This window comes from Nonomuraea sp. NPDC050540, assembly GCF_044457485.1.
Classification (GTDB): domain Bacteria; phylum Actinomycetota; class Actinomycetes; order Streptosporangiales; family Streptosporangiaceae; genus Nonomuraea.
Map to the genome: position 1 here is coordinate 883,187 of NZ_JBITHA010000001.1, position 16,812 is coordinate 899,998.

Genomic DNA, 16,812 nt, shown 5'->3' on the forward strand with positions numbered 1-16,812 from the left:
CAGGGCCTGTGGGCCTGCCGGTCGTCGGGCCGCCGCGCAGGGTGTCGGGCGGGTGGCGCGTTGAGGTTCGGGGCGTTCCGGGCGGGAGGAAGGGGCGGCCGGTGGTGGGCGGTGGTAGGTCGGGGAGTGGCGGCCGGGGGTGGCGGGGCGCCAGGGGTCACGGGGTGGTGGTCAGGGCGGTGCGGATGCGGGCGAGGCCGCGGCGGATGCGGGTCTTGGCGGTGCCCAGCGGGATGCCTTCGCGGTCGGCGATCTCCTGGGCGGTCAGGCCGTACAGGATCGACAGGATCAGCGGGCGGCTCTGAGAGGCGGGGAGGGCGAGGAGTTCTTCTTGGATGCGTTCGACTCGGGCGCCGGGGTCGGGGCGGGGCGCCGGGATGGGTAATCGCCACGGGTCCACGGGCAGGTCGCGGCGCAGGCGGACGGCGTCGACCGCCAGGTTGCGGGTGATGGTGAGGAGCCAGGTCGCGACCCGGCCGCGGCGGGGGTCGTACGCGGCGGCGTGCCGCCACGCCCGGACGAAGGCGTCCTGGGCCACCTCTTCCGCCAGGCACGGGTCGGCGACCACGCTCAGCGCCAAGCCGTACACTCTGGGTTGAAAGCGCCGCACGAACACGGCCGCCGCATCGGTGTCACCCGATGCCATTCCCGCCATGAGCGTCTCATCGGAGAGTGTCCACACATCCCACGACGATTCCCGCTGAGGGATGGTTCAAAGTTGAATGGCTGTTTTTATGCCCGGAAATCTGCGAATTCGAAGCCTGGCGACACCACGCAGCTGACCAGAACCTCCTGACCGGCCGCCGGGCGGGCCGACTGCCACACGCCGCCGGGCACGATCGCCTGCGGGACCTGCCCGTTCTCGACGTCCGGGCCCAGGACCACGTGCTGGTCGCCGATGGTCAGGTCGAGCGGGCCGCCCCGGTGCCACAGCCACACCTCGTCCGAGCGGACCACGTGCGGGACCGACTCCTCGCCGGGCATCAGCAGGAAGTAGATGCCGGTGGCGGTGGCCCGTTCGCCGTCGTAGCCGCCGGGGGTGAAGCGGACGGCGGTCTTCCAGGTCTGGCGGTACCAGCCGCCCTCGGGGTGGGGGAGCAGGTCGAGCGCGGCGGCGACCGGCGGGCGGGGCACGAAGGCGACCGCCTTGCCGTGGACGTCGCGGCGCAGGAACCGGTCGCCGTCCAGGACGAGCTGGCCGTCGAGCGGGCTGGCCAGGGCTTCGGCCTCGTCAGCGACCTGGGTGGTCGGTCCGTCTGGGTAAAGGGTGAGATCCACAGGAGTGATGCTAGTCAGGGTTGACGACGAGGCCGGGGACGGCGGTCAGCGGGGTGAGGTCCAGGCCGTCGGCCGGCAGGACGCTGACCAGCTTGAGCGTGGGCAGCCGGGTGATGATCGACACGTCCGTGACGTCGGTGTGGTGAAGGCGCAGATATTCGAGGGGCGGGCCCGCCGACACCACGGCCTCCAGGCACTCGGGGACGCCGTGGAGGTCGCGCAGGGTGATCGAGAACAGTTCGCGCGCGTGGGCGAGGGCCGAAGGGGACAGACGCTGCCGGACTCCTCTGAAGGAGACGACCCTGAGCTCCGTCTGCCGCGACAGCGCCTCCGCCGAGAACTCTTCCTCGAGCAGGCTCAGGCCCAGCTGCTGGAGCCGTGGGAGCCGGTCGAGGAAGGCGAGATCCGGCTCGTGGACCGCGCCCCACGCCCAGAGGCCGAACAGGCTCTCCATGTCCTGGAGGGGGGTCAGGTCCAGCGGCCGGCCGGTCCGCAGCCACAGGCGTTTCAGGCCGGTCAGGAAGCGGACGGGCCCGAGGTCGCCCGCCAGCTCCGACAGCTCCAGGAACTCGAGTTGCGGCATGTCCTTCAGGAACGCCAGCGAGTCGACTCTCCGGTCGACCCACAGGGCGGTCATCCGCTTCAGGTGCCGCAGGCTCCGCAGCTCACGCGGGTCGCTGACGACGATCCGCGGCGGGTCGGGGATCGCCGCGAGCACGTCGAGCGCGTAGCGGCGGGAGTCGAAGAAGCGCCACATGTCGACGACCGTGAGCTGCACCGGCCGCCGGGGGTCGGTGGCGAAGGCGGTCAGCTTCCTGATCGCGGCCTCGCCGTTGATCAGGCCGGTCATCCGCACCGTCAGCGCCGCCTGCAGCGGGGTGAACGCCGACAGGTCGTCAGGCACGCGGCGCAGGATCTCCTCGCCCGCCGCCGCCAGGATCCTGGCCTCGTCCTCGCTGCGCGGCGGGATCACCTCGGCCAGGCACGCCTCCACCCGCTCTCGTAACTCCAGCGGGATCTCTCTGATCGTCTCCAGGCAGGACGCCACCAGCAGCCGCAGCCGCCGCGTGTGCCGTCCGCCGTCGTCGGCCCGGTCCAGGAGGCCGCGCAGCAGGTCACGGCGCAGACGGCCGGTGGCGTGTCCGGCGGTCATGACGACGACCTCGCGCCACTGGTCCAGGTGGGCGCGTTCGACGGCGGCCTCGACGTCGTCGTCCTCGACGAGCTGGCCCGCCGCCAGGTACTCCTGGACGGTCTTGTGGGCGAAGTCGATCCTGCCGGGCACCGGCTCGCGGAGCACGCCGCTGCGCCGCAACAGGTACTCCAGAACGTCCGCCGCCTGGTACGGCATGCGCGTCATCCCGGTCAGCCGCTGCTCGATGCGGCGCAGGGCGGTCGCCTTGGCCAGTTCGGAACGGCCCATGGAGACCACCCGCCAGGCCAGGTCACGCAGGATCCAGATCTTCTGCTCGGGGTCGAGGACGATGTCGTCCTGGATGCCGCGTTCGGCGTCACGCCGTTCCAGGAGGAGGGTGAGGACGGCGTCGTACAGGGCCATCCTGCTGCGGGGCAGCTGGGTGCGGCGGTCGAGGTTGAGCGCGCACAGCATGGCGGCCAGCAGCGGCGTGGAGGCCAGCAGGCGCAGGTGGGGGTTGCTCTCCAGGCGGGCGAGCAGGGCGCGTTCGTAGGAGGGCAGGTCGTCGGCGTGGCAGGGCAGGCTGGGGCACTCGCGCATGGCCACGTGCCACTGGCGGACGAGTTCGCCGAGGTCGTGCGGGGTCATGGGCTCCAGCAGGGCGGCGGTGAAGCCTTCGTCGGCCAGCCAGCGCACGTCCGCCGCCGCGGGCCGGGAGGTCACCACGACGCGCAGCTCCGGGTTGGCCGAGAGGAGCCTGGACAGCCACTGGCGGACGGCGTTGCGGTGCCGTACCAGAAGCTCGTCCACGCCGTCGACCAGCAGCAGGCCGCGGCCGGACGCGAGCACGCGCTCGGCCCAGCCGCGCGGCATCCGTCCCGCGACCTCCTGGGCGACGTCGTCGAGCAGGTCGGCGGGGGCGGGCAGACGGCCGTCGGCGTGGCTGCGCAGCTTGACCATGAGGGGGACGCGGCCGTTCCAGGCGGCCAGGTCGCCGGTGAAGCCGCGGCGGGCGGCGGTCACGGCGAGCCAGCGCAGCAGCGTGCTCTTGCCGGATCCGGCCTCGCCGCGCAGCAGGGTGAGGCGGCCGAGCGCGGACTCGATGCGGCGGCCGCCGGGCTCGCTCTCGTCGCGGCCGGTCAGCGACGACGGCGCGAGGCGTTCCGGCGGGCGGCGCTCGTGGTCGGCGCTGACGGTGAGTGAGATGTAGGCGACGCTGAGGGAGGTGCGCGGGCGGTAGGTCTCCATGGGCACGCCGAACAGCTCGATCTCGTCGAGGGTGCGGCTGAGGAAGGACAGGTAGTGCTGCTCGAAGGCGAGGTCGTCCTGGGAGCCCTCGGGGGCTTCGAGTGTGCGGACGGGCAGGCGGGCCAGGACGCGTTCCATGCCCTCGGCCAGGCCGCTGAGGCGGGCGAGGTTCTCGGTCGCGGCGCGCGGCAGGTACGGGGGAAGCTGCTGCATCATGCCGACCAGGCAGGCCACGCACTCGGCCAGCAGCACGCCGTAGAGCGCGTCCTCGGTGGTGCCGAGGCGGGGCGGCGCGACGGTGTCGAGCACGCGCCTGGCCAGCCGCGCGGGGTCGGCGTCGGCGTCGAACAGCGCCTGGTCGGACAGGTCCGCCGTGCGCAGCGACTCGACGACCTCCAGGAGTACGGCGGAGCGGGCGTCCTCGCCCAGTCCGCGGTACTCCTGCTCGACCAGGTCGCGCAGCCGGGCCTCGACGGCCATGGCCATGCCTTCGAGCTGGTTGCCGAACTTCCTGGGGGCCAGGCGGTCACGGAAGCCGCTCTGGATCATGTCCTTGAGCTGTGCGTCCCGGTCCCGGTTCGCGGCACGGGCGGCGAGCCATTCGCGCATCGCGCGTTCCGCGATGGCCTTGCCCGCCGCCACGACCGCCGTCTCCACACCTGGCATAAATGCGATCATGCCGGAAATCTCACCCCTTTACGGCGCCCCCCAGCAGACCGGCCACGAACTGCCGCTGGAACACCAGGAAGACCAGCATCAGCGGCAGCGTGGCGAGGAACGCGCCGAGCATGAGCCCCGCGTAGTCCACGTGGGACAGCCCGATCAGGTGGTTCAGCGCCACCGGCACGGTGTAGCGCTCCTCGGAGTTGAGCATGAGCAGCGGCCAGATGAAGGAGTTCCACTGCGTCATGAACGTGAAGATGACCAGCGCGCCGAGCTGCGGCCGGACCACCGGCAGCACGATCCGGTAGAAGATCCGCATGTCGCCGGCCCCGTCCAGGCGCCCGCTCTCCAGCAGCTCGTCCGGGAAGTCGAGGAACGCCTGGCGCATGAGGAAGATCCCGAAGGAGTTGGCCAGGAACGGGATGATGATCGCCTGGTAGGTGTCGACCCAGCCGATGCTGGCCATCATCTGGAACAACGGCACCAGCAGCACCTGGAACGGCACCATCATCGTGGCCAGGACGATTCCCAGGAGCAGGCCCCGGCCGCGGAAGCGGAACTTGGCCAGGCCGTACCCGCACATCGCCGACACCAGCGAGCTGAGCGCGGTGTAGACGAGCGCGGTCCAGATGCTCGTGGCCATGACCCGTGCGAAGTGCACGGACTCCTCAAGCTTGACGATGTTGGCCAGCAGGTCGCCGCCGGGCAGGAACGGCGGCGGGGAGGCGAACAGCTCGCTGCCGTCGTGGGTGGCCGCCACGATCATCCAGTAGAACGGCACCACGCTCACCAGGGCGCCCAGAACGGCCAGCACCCACACGAGCCGCCTCATGCGCGCTCCTTCCCGGACGTACGCGAGCCGAAGTAGCGGAACTGCACCCAGGACAGCGCCCCGATCAGCGCCACCACCGCCCACGCGATCGCCGCCGCGTAACCGAAGTCGAACTGCTTGAAGCCGACCTGGTAGAGGTAGAGGATCGGCGTCAGCGTGGCGTCGCCGGGCCCGCCGCCGGTCAGCACCAGCGGCTCGTCGAACAACTGCAGCGTCCCGATCGTCGAGGTGATCGAGCAGAACACCACGACCGGCCGCAGCTGCGGCAGGATCACCCGCCGGAACGCGGTCAGCGGCCCGGCGCCGTCGATGGCCGCCGCCTCGTACTGCTCGCGCCCGATCCCCTGCAGCCCGGCCAGCAGGATGACCGCGTTGTACCCCACCCAGCGCCAGGTCAGCGACGCGATCAGCGCCACCCGGGCCCAGAACGGGTCGTTCAGCCAGTCCACCTGCAGCCCGAGGAACTGGTTGACCGCCCCGCCCTCGGTGCGCAGCAGCACGCGGAACACCACCGCGTACGCCACCAGCGTCGTCACCGCCGGCAGGAAGTACGCCACCCGGAGCGTCGCACGGAACTTCAGCCACGACTGGTTGAGCACGTAGGCCAGCACGGTCGCAAGACCGATCATGACCGGCACCTGGATCACGAGGATCAGCCCGGCGTTGGCCAGCGACCGCAGGAACGACGGGTCGCGCACCAGCCGCGCGTAGTTCCCGAAGCCGCCTTCCAGGCTCTGCAGCAGCGACGCGGCCAGCGGGTAGGCGAAGAAGAGCGCGAGCAGCGCCGCCGCCGGTCCCGCGAAGACCCATCCGACGGTACGGCGACGCCGGCCGTACCGGCGCCGGGTCCTGGGAACATCGACCGCGACGGAGCTCACGGGGCGATCTCGCGCTGGGTGGCGGCGGCGAGCTGCTCGGCCGCGCCGTCGAGCACCGCCTTGGGGTCCTCGCCGTTGAGCAGGCAGGCCGAGACGGCCTTCTTCAGCAGCTCCTCCGCCTGCTTGTCGTCACCGGTCAGCTGCACCGGCGGGATCTCCTTCACCTGGTCGGCGAACAGGCGGTTGACCTTCTCGCCGCCGAAGTACGGCTGCGGCTCGTCGAACAGCGGGTCGCTCAGCGCGGGCAGGTAGGCGGGGAAGAGCGCCTCGGTCCGCATCATCGAGACCTGCCGCTCCTTGTTCGCGAGCATCCAGTCGAGGAAGGCCCAGGCGGTCTGCTGGTTCTTGGTCTGCGCGGTGATCGACAGCGCCGACCCGCCATTGGCCGAGGTACGGCTGCCGCCGGCGTCGAAGGCGGGCAGTGGGACGACCCCGAACTTGCCCGACAGCTCCGGCATGTCGGCCGTCAGCGTGCCGCTCCACCAGGCGGCGGTCGGCTGGGTGGCGGCCTTGCCCTGCTTGGTGGCGGTGACGCGGCCGTCCCAGCCCTTCTCGTTCTGCAGGAGGTCCTTGTCCTTGAGCGTCTTGAGCAGGGTGAGCGCGCGGACCGCGTTGGGGGAGTTGACCGCGACCTTGCCGTCGACGAAGTAGCCCTGGCCGAGCTGCTGGAGGAGCGTGGTGAACCCGGCGGCGGTGGTCAGGTCGGAGACGAACAGGCGCTTGCCGGTGGCCTGCTTGATCTTTTCGCCGGCCTTGACCGCGTCGTCCCAGGTGGCGAGCGAGCTGGGGTCGACCTTGGCCTTCTCGAAGTAGTCGCGGCGGTAGTACAGGCCGACGGGGGCGGAGTCCCAGGGCAGGGCGTACAGGCCCTTGGCGGTGGAGGCGGCCTGCCACTTGGCCGGGTCGAAGTCGGCCTTGTACTTGCCGGCCACCGAGGTGAGGTCGACCAGGCCGTCGGGAAAGTTCTCGGCGTAGCCGGGGACGGCGGTGTCTTCGAGCGTGATGATGTCGGGCAGGCCGGCGCCCGACTTGAGGCCCACGGTGATCTTGTCGTAGGCGTTGTCGTAGCCGATGTCGGTCACCTTGACCTTGACGCCTGGGTTGGCCTTCTCGAACTCCGGGGCCAGCCGCTGGAGCGCCTTGGCGGCGACATCCCACGACCAGATCTCGATATTTCCGGACACCTTGGCATTCGTGGATGAGGCGATCTTCGGCGCTTCCTTGGCCGGGACGCCGCCGGTGGCGCAGGAAGCGGTGAGAACGAGTGATAGCCCGGCGATGGCTCTCTTCACGGGGTTGCTCCCGGTGGTATGTCACGTGATGTATTCTGAGTTTTGAATACAGTAGACGTGTGGTCCCGGTCACGCCAGTCCCTTTGCCAGGAAATGTCGGTCTCGCCCGCTACCCTGCATCGAGTGATCTCCGAAACCCCAGCTCAGACCGCGCGGCACGCGAGAGTGGCCGCCGGGCTGGCTGAGCTGGAGCGGTGGCTCGGTGACCAGGTACGGCTCGGCCTGGGCCAGGCGGAGGATCGCGACTGGGATGATCTGGTCAAGCGGCTGGTCGACGCCCAGGCCCCCGGGGCGGCCGGGCTGGTGGCGCGGCTGGAGAGGGTGCGGGCCGCGGCGGGCTGGCCTGGTGCGCTGCTGTCAGAATACGCCCTGCTCAACCTGCTGGCCGTGGCGTACCGGCGGCGTGCCGAGCTGCCGCCGGCCTTGGCGCGTACCGTGCTGACCCGGGTCGGATTCACGACCTCGCGGGCGGAGGTGCTGGCCGGGCCGCACGTCCATGACCGGTGGCTGGTGCTCGGGGTCCGGGACGAGCCGCTCGACCACGTGACCGCCCGGCGCGTGTGGCTGCGCGGCCTCGCCACGGGCCGTCCGGCCCTCATCCTGACCTTCACCCCTGCCGCCCACCCCATGGACGGGACACCGCCGCCCGGCTCCACCCTGGAGGCGGCCCTGGCCTTCTACCCCGCCGCCGCCCCGTTACGGGCCCTGATCGCCGGCCCGGACGGGGAGGAGCCACCGGAGTTCGCCCGCCCGGACACACCCGCGCCCGGTCCCCACGGCGCCTTCCCCGCGCCGGACGCGGTGGCGGGGCCTGATCTCCACGAGGCCTCTCCCGTGCCCGGCCTGAGGGCCCGGGTGGTTGCCGGGCCGGTTGCCGGGCTGGTTTCGGTGGAGGCCGCGCTGGAGGAGGTGGCCGGGGCGCTGGCGGCCGATCCCTGGACGGACGCGTGGCCGTTGCTGCTGGACGGGGTGCTGCCGGGGCGGGCCGACCTCGGGGGGTTGCCGCTGCACCCCGCCTGTCACGACCCGTGGCGGCTGATCGCGGTCTCCGGCGGCGGGCCGGTGACGGTGGCCGCCGAGTGGACGCCGCGCGGGCTGCGCCCGCTGACGGTGTGGGACGACGACGCCAGGCCGGTGCCCCTGTGAACGGCCCGGTGGGGCACGAACCTGTGAACGGCCGGGCGGGGCACGAACCTGCGCGCGGTCCGGAGCCTGCCCAGAGTCCGGAGCCTGCCCACGGTCCGGCGATGGGTGGTCCGGTGGACCGTCCTGCGTGGGAGGTGATGGTTTCCACGGCTCTGGTGGGGACGGCGCGCCGGCCGTACCGGGGAGAGCTGCTGGGGGATGCGGCGGTCGAGGTGGTGCGGTGGCGGGCCGGGCAGGTGGCCCTCGGCCCGCGGGACGGTGAGCGGGCGGAGGCGGAGGAGCGCGCGGCGGTGCCGTGGCGGGCGGCGGAGCGGCTCGGGCGGATTCTGGGCGGCGAGCACGGCAGGGTGCTGGGCGAGTGGCTGGCGGTGGCGGCGGCGAGCGGGCGCAGGGTGCCACCGCACGTCCTGCCCGACCTGCTCGAACGCGGCAGGCGCGACCGCTCGATCAGGGCATGGCTCGGCGTGCTGGCCGGGCGGCGCGGGCGGTGGCTGGCCGCACGGAACCCGGCCTGGGCCTTCCTGCTCGACGAGCCCACCGGCGAGAGCTGGGAGTACGGCTCGCCCGCCGACCGCCGCGCCCACCTGCGGGCCGTCAGGGCGGCCGACCCGGCGGCGGCACGGGCGCTGCTCGAAGGCACGTGGGAGCGGGAGACGCCGGAAGATCGGGCGGAGTTCGCCGAGGCACTGGGCGTGGGCCTGAGCATGGCCGACGAGCCGTTCCTGGAACGCGCGCTGGACGACCGCCGCCGCGAGGTACGCCAGTCGGCGGCCAACCTGCTGGCAGGACTGCCGGACTCCCGGCTGGCCGGGCGGATGGCGCGGCGGGCGGCGGCCTGCCTGGTGGTGTCCGGTGGCCGCGTCGAGGTGCGGCCGCCGCGCGGGTGCGACGCGGCGATGGAGCGTGACGGCGTGCGCGCCAAGCCGCCGCGAGGGATAGGCGAGCGGGCCTGGTGGCTGCAGCAGGTGGTGGCGCGGGCGCCGCTGCGGATGTGGGCCGAGCCGCGGGTGATGCTCGGGCTGCGGATCTCCGACTGGGACGCCGAGGTCAAGGCGGGATGGGTGCGGGCGGCGGTGCTGCAGCGGGAGGCGGGGTGGGCGCGGGCGATGTTCGCGCACGATCCGATCGCGGATCTGCTGGGCGTGCTCCCGCCAGAGGAACAGCAGGAACTAGCCGCCGAGTTCGTGAAAAATCAGGACATGGATAGCCAGCTCATCATGGTCCTCGGCGGCGTCGAACGGCCGTGGGGGGCGGCGCTGGCGGCAGCCGTACTCGACAAGATCGCCATGATCGCCGCCACCCAGCCCTGGAATCTCGGCGAGCTCGCCAGGCTCGCCGGTGAACGCGTCGATCCGGCGCTGCATCCGCTGGCCGAGCGGAGCGGTGCGGCGGAGGTGGCCGAGGTACTGCGGTTCCGGGCCGAGATGGTCGGGGAATTGGGAAGGGAGTGCGCATGACGGTCCTGCGGGCCCACGCGGAGGACGAGTACGCCGAGGAACTGGCGCTGCTGGCCAAGGAGGACGACCGGCCCAGGCCGCCCGGCTGGGCGCTGTCGCCCTGGGCCGTGACCGCGTACGTGCTGGGGGACGGGGGCCGGATCTCCCCCAAGTACGTGGGCGCCCGCCGCATCGTCGAGGTCGCCGTCGCCACGCTGGCCACCGACCGGGCGCTGCTCCTGCTCGGCGTCCCCGGCACGGCCAAGACGTGGTTGTCGGAGCACCTCGCCGCGGCGATCAGCGGCGACTCCACGCTGCTGGTCCAGGGCACCGCGGGCACCCCGGAGGAGGCCGTCCGCTACGGCTGGAACTACGCCCGTCTGCTGGCGGAAGGTCCTTCGCGCGACGCGCTCACGCCGAGCCCGGTCATGCGCGCGATGGCCGAGGGCCGCATCGCCAGGGTGGAGGAGCTCACCCGGATGCCCTCCGACGTCCAGGACGCGCTGATCACCGCGCTGTCGGAGAAGACGCTGCCGATTCCCGAGCTCAACACGGAGGTCCAGGCCCAGCGCGGCTTCAACCTCATCGCCACCGCCAACGACCGCGACCGCGGCGTGAACGAGCTGTCCAGCGCGCTGCGGCGGCGCTTCAACACCGTCGTGCTGCCGGTCCCCGCCACGGCCGGGGAGGAGATGGAGATCGTCACCCGCCGCGTCGCCCAGCTCGGCCGCTCCCTGCAGCTGCCCGAGACCACGACCGGCCTGGAGGAGATCCGGCGGGTGGTCACCGTCTTCCGCGAGCTGCGCGACGGCGTCACCGAGGACGGCCGCACCAAGCTCAAGTCGCCCAGCGGCACCCTGTCCACGGCCGAGGCCATCTCGGTGCTGACCAGCGGCATCGCGCTGGCCGCCCACTTCGGCGACGGCGTGCTGCGCGCCGCCGACGTGGCCGCCGGGCTCGTGGGCGCCGTCGTGCGCGAACCGGCCGCCGACCGGGTGGTGTGGCGGGAGTACCTGGAGACCGTGGTGCGCGAACGCCCGGACTGGCATGACTTCTACCGGGCCTGCCGCGAGGTCTCATGATCGAGGTGTTCGGCGTCCGGCATCACGGCCCCGGGTCGGCGCAGGCCGTGCGGGAGGGCCTGGCGCGGTTGCGGCCCGACGCGATCCTCATCGAGGGCCCGCCCGAGGCCGACGCGCTGGTCCGGTTCGCCGCCGGGTGCGAGCCGCCGGTCGCGCTGCTCGCGCACGTTCCGGGCGACCCGTCGCGGTCGGCTTTCTGGCCGTTCGCGGTGTTCTCGCCGGAATGGCAGGCCCTCCTGTACGGCACGCGCCACGGCGTCCCGATCCGCTTCTGCGACCTGCCCGCCGCCCACCTGCTGGCTCCGGAGGGCGGCGGCGAACCAGGCGTACGCGACCCGATCGGCGAGCTGGCCGCGGCCGCCGGGCACGACGACCCGGAACGCTGGTGGGAGGACGTGGTCGAGCACCGGCCCGGCGCCTCGCCGCAGTTCGAGGTGATCGGCGAGGCCATGGCGGCGCTTCGGGAGGGCTACACGCCGGACGCCTTCGAGGCCCGGCGCGAGGCGTACATGCGGCGTGTCCTGCGCGCGACCGTCAAAGCCGGACATGAGCGGATAGCGGTGGTCTGCGGCGCCTGGCACGTGCCCGCCCTGGCCGGACCGCCGCCTCCCGTGAAGGCCGACGACGCGCTGCTGCGCGGCCTGCCCAAGGTGAAGGCGGCGCTGGCATGGGTTCCGTGGACGTACGAGCGGCTCGCGATCCGCTCCGGCTACGGCGCGGGAGTGGGCTCGCCCGGCTGGTACCACCACCTGTTCACGGTGGCCGACCGACCGGTCGAGCGGTGGCTGGGCGCGGCCGGAGCGGTGCTGCGCGAGGAGGGCCTGGCCGTGTCGTCCGCGCACGTCATCGAGGCCGTGCGGCTGGCGCGAAGCCTGGCCGCCCTCCGCGGCCGCCCTCTGCCGGGACTGAGCGAGGTCACCGAGGCGGCCAGGGCGGTGCTCTGCGAGGGCGACGAGCTGCGGGTCGCGCTGATCCAGCGCCGCATGGTCGTCGGCGACCGCCTGGGCCACGTGGGCGACGACGCCCCGCTCGTACCCCTGCAGCGCGACCTGCGCGAGCAGCAGCGCCACCTCCGCCTCCACCCCGCCGCCCGGGAGGAGCAGGCGGCCGCGCCCGTGCGCGAGCTGGAGCTGGATCTGCGCAGGACGGTGGACCTGGGCAGGAGCCACCTGCTGCACCGGCTGCGGCTGCTCGGCGTGCCCTGGGGGGTGCCGGGGGAGGCGCGGGGCAAGGGGACGTTCAGGGAGACCTGGCGGCTGGAGTGGCGGCCGGAGTTCGACCTGGCGCTGATCGAGTCCGCGGCGCTCGGCACCACGGTGGAGGCCGCGGCCACCCGCCGCGTGCTGGACCTGGCGCCCACCGGCCAGAATCTGGGCGAGCTCGCGGAGACGGTCGAGAAATGCCTGCTGGCCGAGCTGCCCGGCGCGCTGCCCGGCGTGCTCGCCGCCCTGTCGGAGCGGGCCGCGCTGGACGCCGACATCACGCACCTGATGACCGCGCTACCGGCGATCGTCCGCGCTCACCGCTACGGCGACGTCCGGGGGACACCGGCCGAGGGTCTTGCGGCGGTCGCCCGCTCCATGCTGGACCGCGTCCGGGCCGGCCTTCCCGTCGCGCTGCCCGGACTGTCCTGGCAGGCGGCGGGCGCGATGCTGGCCCAGATGGACGGTGTGCACGCCGCGGTCGACCTGCTCGGCGACCCGGCGGCCCGCGAGCGCTGGCTGGCCACGCTCCTCGGGATCTGCGACGCCGCCGGCGCGCACGGCCTGGTCGAGGGGCGGCTGACACGGATTCTCCTGGACGCCGGCGCGCTGGCCGACGCCGAACGGCGGCTGGCGCGGGCCACCTCGCGCGGCGGCGGGCCCGCCCGCGCGGCGGCGTGGATCGAGGGGTTCCTGGCCGGGGGCGGGCTGCTGCTGGTGCACGACGCGCGGCTCCTGGACCTGGTCGACGCCTGGATGAGCGGGCTGTCCGCTGAACAGTTCACGGAGGTGCTGCCGTTGCTGCGGCGGACGTTCGGCGGCTTCGCCGTACCGGAGCGCAGGGCGATCGGGGAGCGGGTGCGGTCGGGCGCGGGCGGTGGGCGGCCCGAGCGGGAGGTCGACGAACGGCGGGCGGCGGCGGCCGGGCGGACCGTGCTGACGATACTCGGGAGGGCCCGTGGATGAACGGCTGCGCAGATGGCGGCTGGTGCTCGGCGGTGGCGAGGCGGACGGCACCGGCGTGGGCCTGCACGGCGACGACGCCCGGATGGACGCGGCGCTCGGCTCGCTGTACGAGAGCGGGGAGCGGGGCGGCCTCGGGGCCTCCGCGCCCAGGGTGGCCCGCTGGCTGGGGGACGTGCGCACCTACTTCCCGCCCGGTGTCGTGCGGGTCATGCAGCAGGACGCGATCGACCGGCTCGACCTGACCCGGCTGCTGGTCGAGCCCGAGATGCTGGAGGCGGTCGAGCCGGACGTGCACCTGGCAGCCACGCTGCTGTCGCTGGCCAAGGTGATGCCGGACGAGGCGCGCGAATCGGCGCGGGCGCTGGTCAGGGCGGTGGTCGGCGACCTGGAGAAGCGGCTGACGGCCAGGACGCGGACGGCCGTGGCGGGGGCGCTGGACCGGGTGGCGCGCACGCGGCGGCCGCGCCGTACCTCCGACGTCGACTGGAACCGGACGATTCTCGCCAACCTCGGCCACTACCTGCCCGACCGCAACACCGTGGTGCCCGAGCGGCTGGTCGGGCACGCCCGCAAGCGGCGCTCGCTCAGGCGCGACGTCGTGCTGTGCGTGGACCAGAGCGGCTCGATGGCGGAGTCGGTGGTGTACGCGGGGGTGTTCGGCGCGGTGCTGGCCTCGATCCCGGCGCTGCGCACCCGCATGGTGGTCTTCGACACCGCCGTGGCCGACCTCAGCGACCTGCTGCACGACCCGGTCGAGCTGCTGTTCGGCACCCAGCTGGGCGGCGGTACCGACATCAACCGGGCCCTGGCCTACTGCGAGGGGCTGCTCGAACGCCCGGCTGAGTCGGTCCTGGTGCTGCTCAGCGACCTGTTCGAGGGCGGGGTCAGGGACGAGATGCTGGGCCGGGTCGCCGCGATGACCGGTGCGGGCGTGCGGGTGATCGTGCTGCTGGCGCTGTCGGACGAGGGCGCGCCGCTGTTCGACCGCGATAACGCCGCCGCCCTGGCCGCGCTGGGCGTGCCCGCGTTCGCGTGCACGCCCGACGCCTTCCCCGAGCTGATGGCGGCGGCGATCGAGGGCCGTCAGCCGGCCGCCCCGTAGACGGGCTTGCGTTCGCGGGTACGGCTCCGCAGCACCAGGACCAGCACCCCGGCGACCAGCCCGCCCACCCCCGCCACCAGGTAGGCCGCGTTCAGCCCGCCCGCGAACGCCTCCCTGGCCGGCCCCGCGGGCAGCAGCCCCGCCTGCCCGGAGGCGAGCAGATCCGTGGCCCCCGCCGGGTCGGCCAGCCGCCCGGCCATCCGCCCCTCGGCCGCCGCACGGAACACCGACCCGAGCACCGCCACGCCGAACGCCTGCCCGAGCTGCCGGAACGTGTTGAGCGCCCCGGCCGCCATCCCGCCGCGCTCGGGCGCCACCGCGCCCATCGCCGCCGAGGACATGGCCGGGCTGCAGACGCCGACGCCCAGCCCGGTCAGCGACAGTCCCGGCAGCAGCGCCGCCCAGCCGGAACCCGCGTCCAGGACGGCCTGGGCCAGCGCCCCGGCGCCGATGAGCAGCATGCCGCCGCCCACGAGCAGCCTCGGGTCGGCCCGGTGCAGGTACGGCCCGGCGACGAGGGCGGCGACGAAGGCGATGCCGGACAGCGGCAGCAGCACGAGCCCGGCGCCGGCCGCGCCGAGGCCCAGCAGCGACTGAAGCCACAGAGAGGTGTAGGCGAGGTAGCCGAAGGCGGACACACCGAGCGCCATGGCCGCGATCATGATGCCGACGAAGCGCGGCGACCGGAACAGTGACAGGTCCAGCATGGCGTTCCCGCCTCTGGCCTGGAGGAAGACGAACACGGCCAGCGCCACCAGGCCCGCTGCGGCCCAGGCCAGGGCTGCGCCGTCGGCCCAGCCGTACTCACCGGCCCTGATGAGGGCGTAGGTGAGCGCGCCCGCGGCGAGCGTGAACGTGGCGGTGCCGGAGACGTCCACGCGGCCGGCGCGCGGATCGCGCGACTCGGCGAGCACCGCGAGCGTGAGCGCGATCGCAGCGATCGCCAGCGGCACGTTGACCAGGAAGACCGCCCGCCAGTTGCCGTGCTCGGTGACGGCGCCGCCGAGCAGCACCCCGGCTCCTGCCGCGGCGCCGTTGACCGCGCCCCAGACGCCAAACGCGACGCCCCGGTCGCGGCCCTTGTAGGTGGAGTTGAGCAGGGCCATCGTGGTGGCGAACATGATCGCCGCCCCGACGCCCTGCGCCACCGAGGCCGCCACCAGCAGGCCGATCGACGGCGCCAGCCCGCAGGCCAGGCAGGCCAGGGCGAACAGCGCCAGCCCCGCCACGTACGTCCTTCTCCGGCCCACCAGGTCGGCGAGCGAGCCCGCGCCCAGCAGGAGGGCCGCGAGCGCCAGCGCGTACCCGTCGAGCACCCACTGCAGCGACGAGAACGTCGCGCCGAGATCGCCCGCCATGCCCGGCAGCGCGACCGCGACCGCGCCCGCCTGCATCAACAGCATGAACGCACCCATGCAGACCGCCACCAGCGGCCACCACTTGCTTGTCATGCCACCGACCATCACCCCGGACTGGTGCTTTATCGTGCTAGATAGCGAGATATCGCGGCTTTTCGACATGAGATGGGCTGAGGGCGTGGAATCCGACATCATCGACCGGCGGCTGATCCACGCGCTCCAGATCGACGGGCGCGCGCCGTTCAGCAAGATCGCCGAGGTGCTGGGGGTCTCCGACCAGACCGTCGCGCGGCGCTACCGCAGGCTGACCTCGGGCGGACGGCTGCGGGTGGTCGGCCAGACCGTGCCCAGGCTGGTGGGGGAGGTGCGCTGGTACGTGCGCGTCCGCTGCCGCCCCGACGTCGCCCTGGCCGTCGCCGAGGCGCTGGCCCGCCGGCCCGACACCTCGTTCATCATGGTCACCTCGGGCGGCACCGAGATCAACTTCGTCGTCCAGTCCCGCACCGACCGCGACCGCGACGCCCTGCTGCTGCAGAAGCTGCCGCGCACACCGCGCGTGGACTCGGTCAGCGCGCACTGCCTCCTCCACGTCTACTACGGCGGCGCCCACGAGCACCCGCGCTTCCTGGCGGCCCTGACGGAGGAGCAGGCCGCCGCCCTGCGCGGCCCGGAGCCCACCGGCACCCCCGTCGAACTCTCCCCGCAGGACGACCTCCTGCTCGGCGAGCTCACCAGGGACGGCCGCGCCACCCTGGCGGAGCTCGCGGCGGCGACCGGCTGGTCGGAGACGAGCGCGGGACGCCGCCTCGACGCCCTGCTCTCCGGCGGCGCCCTCTACCTCGACCTGGACGTCGACTCCCACGTGCTGGGCAGGGGTACCCAGGCCCGCCTCTGGATGTCCGTCCCGCCCGCCGAGCAGGACGCCGTCGGCGACGCGCTGGCGGCCCACGAGGAGGTCGCGTTCGTCGCGGCGACCACCGGCCCCAGCAACCTGGTCGCCGCGGTGGCCTGCCGGGACGTGTTCGGCCTGCACGAGTACATCACCGGGCCGCTGGGACGGCTGCGCGCGATCCAGCACCTGGAGACCGCACCGGTCATCAGAAGCGTCAAGGGCGCCGCAATGATCATGCCCTAGGCCGGATTGCCTAGGTCCTGCGCCCGATGTGCCTGACCTGGGATGATCGTAAGTTGCCT

13 protein-coding genes are annotated in these 16,812 nt (G+C 73.2%); 6 read left to right on the top strand and 7 right to left on the bottom strand.

Annotated elements, in window-relative coordinates; all coding sequences use genetic code 11:
• Nucleotides 1-157: 157 nt before the first annotated feature.
• From ACIBI5_RS04010 to ACIBI5_RS04035, 6 genes are all read right to left on the bottom strand, one after another.
• Complete coding sequence (locus tag ACIBI5_RS04010) at nt 158-655, bottom strand: RNA polymerase sigma factor (RefSeq protein WP_397242912.1); 498 nt, start codon at nt 653-655, stop codon at nt 158-160.
• Between the two features lie 77 nt (nt 656-732).
• Nucleotides 733-1,278, bottom strand: a complete 546-nt coding sequence (locus ACIBI5_RS04015; protein ID WP_397242914.1) for a cupin domain-containing protein — start codon at nt 1,276-1,278, stop codon at nt 733-735.
• 10 nt (nt 1,279-1,288) lie between these two features.
• Nucleotides 1,289-4,327, bottom strand: coding sequence for an NACHT domain-containing protein (locus ACIBI5_RS04020; protein ID WP_397242916.1), 3,039 nt, complete (start codon nt 4,325-4,327; stop codon nt 1,289-1,291).
• Nucleotides 4,328-4,349: 22 nt separating this feature from the next.
• Nucleotides 4,350-5,156 (bottom strand): carbohydrate ABC transporter permease, encoded by an 807-nt coding sequence (locus tag ACIBI5_RS04025; protein ID WP_397242918.1) that lies wholly within the window; start codon nt 5,154-5,156, stop codon nt 4,350-4,352.
• The gene (locus ACIBI5_RS04030; protein ID WP_397242920.1) at nt 5,153-6,034 is read right to left on the bottom strand and encodes a carbohydrate ABC transporter permease; all 882 of its coding nucleotides are present in this window, start codon (nt 6,032-6,034) and stop codon (nt 5,153-5,155) included. The genes ACIBI5_RS04025 and ACIBI5_RS04030 overlap by 4 nt, the downstream gene beginning before the upstream one ends.
• Entirely contained in the window at nt 6,031-7,326 is a 1,296-nt protein-coding gene (locus ACIBI5_RS04035; RefSeq protein WP_397242922.1) for an ABC transporter substrate-binding protein, read from the bottom strand. Before ACIBI5_RS04035 ends, ACIBI5_RS04030 begins: the two co-directional genes overlap by 4 nt.
• A gap of 123 nt (nt 7,327-7,449) precedes the next feature.
• Between ACIBI5_RS04035 and ACIBI5_RS04040 the strand changes: the two genes are divergently transcribed.
• The 5 genes from ACIBI5_RS04040 to ACIBI5_RS04060 all read left to right on the top strand — a co-directional run bounded on the left by ACIBI5_RS04040 (nt 7,450) and on the right by ACIBI5_RS04060 (nt 14,260).
• On the top strand, nt 7,450-8,472 hold the full coding sequence (locus tag ACIBI5_RS04040; RefSeq protein ID WP_397242924.1) for an SWIM zinc finger family protein: 1,023 nt from the start codon (nt 7,450-7,452) through the stop codon (nt 8,470-8,472).
• Between the two features lie 113 nt (nt 8,473-8,585).
• Complete coding sequence (locus tag ACIBI5_RS04045; RefSeq protein ID WP_397242926.1) at nt 8,586-9,929, top strand: DUF5691 domain-containing protein; 1,344 nt, start codon at nt 8,586-8,588, stop codon at nt 9,927-9,929.
• Nucleotides 9,926-10,990 carry an AAA family ATPase gene (locus ACIBI5_RS04050; RefSeq protein ID WP_397242928.1) on the top strand — a complete coding sequence of 355 codons (1,065 nt, stop codon included), beginning with the start codon at nt 9,926-9,928 and terminating at the stop codon, nt 10,988-10,990. Before ACIBI5_RS04045 ends, ACIBI5_RS04050 begins: the two co-directional genes overlap by 4 nt.
• The gene (locus ACIBI5_RS04055; protein ID WP_397242930.1) at nt 10,987-13,158 is read left to right on the top strand and encodes a DUF5682 family protein; all 2,172 of its coding nucleotides are present in this window, start codon (nt 10,987-10,989) and stop codon (nt 13,156-13,158) included. The genes ACIBI5_RS04050 and ACIBI5_RS04055 overlap by 4 nt, the downstream gene beginning before the upstream one ends.
• Nucleotides 13,151-14,260 carry a VWA domain-containing protein gene (locus tag ACIBI5_RS04060; RefSeq protein ID WP_397242932.1) on the top strand — a complete coding sequence of 370 codons (1,110 nt, stop codon included), beginning with the start codon at nt 13,151-13,153 and terminating at the stop codon, nt 14,258-14,260. The genes ACIBI5_RS04055 and ACIBI5_RS04060 overlap by 8 nt, the downstream gene beginning before the upstream one ends.
• Here ACIBI5_RS04060 and ACIBI5_RS04065 read toward each other — a convergent pair.
• Nucleotides 14,242-15,711, bottom strand: a complete 1,470-nt coding sequence (locus ACIBI5_RS04065; protein WP_397242934.1) for an MFS transporter — start codon at nt 15,709-15,711, stop codon at nt 14,242-14,244. The genes ACIBI5_RS04060 and ACIBI5_RS04065 overlap by 19 nt on opposite strands.
• A gap of 85 nt (nt 15,712-15,796) precedes the next feature.
• On the opposite strand from ACIBI5_RS04065, the gene ACIBI5_RS04070 reads away from it, so the two are divergent.
• The gene (locus ACIBI5_RS04070) at nt 15,797-16,753 is read left to right on the top strand and encodes an Lrp/AsnC family transcriptional regulator (RefSeq protein WP_397242935.1); all 957 of its coding nucleotides are present in this window, start codon (nt 15,797-15,799) and stop codon (nt 16,751-16,753) included.
• Nucleotides 16,754-16,812 lie beyond the last annotated feature (59 nt).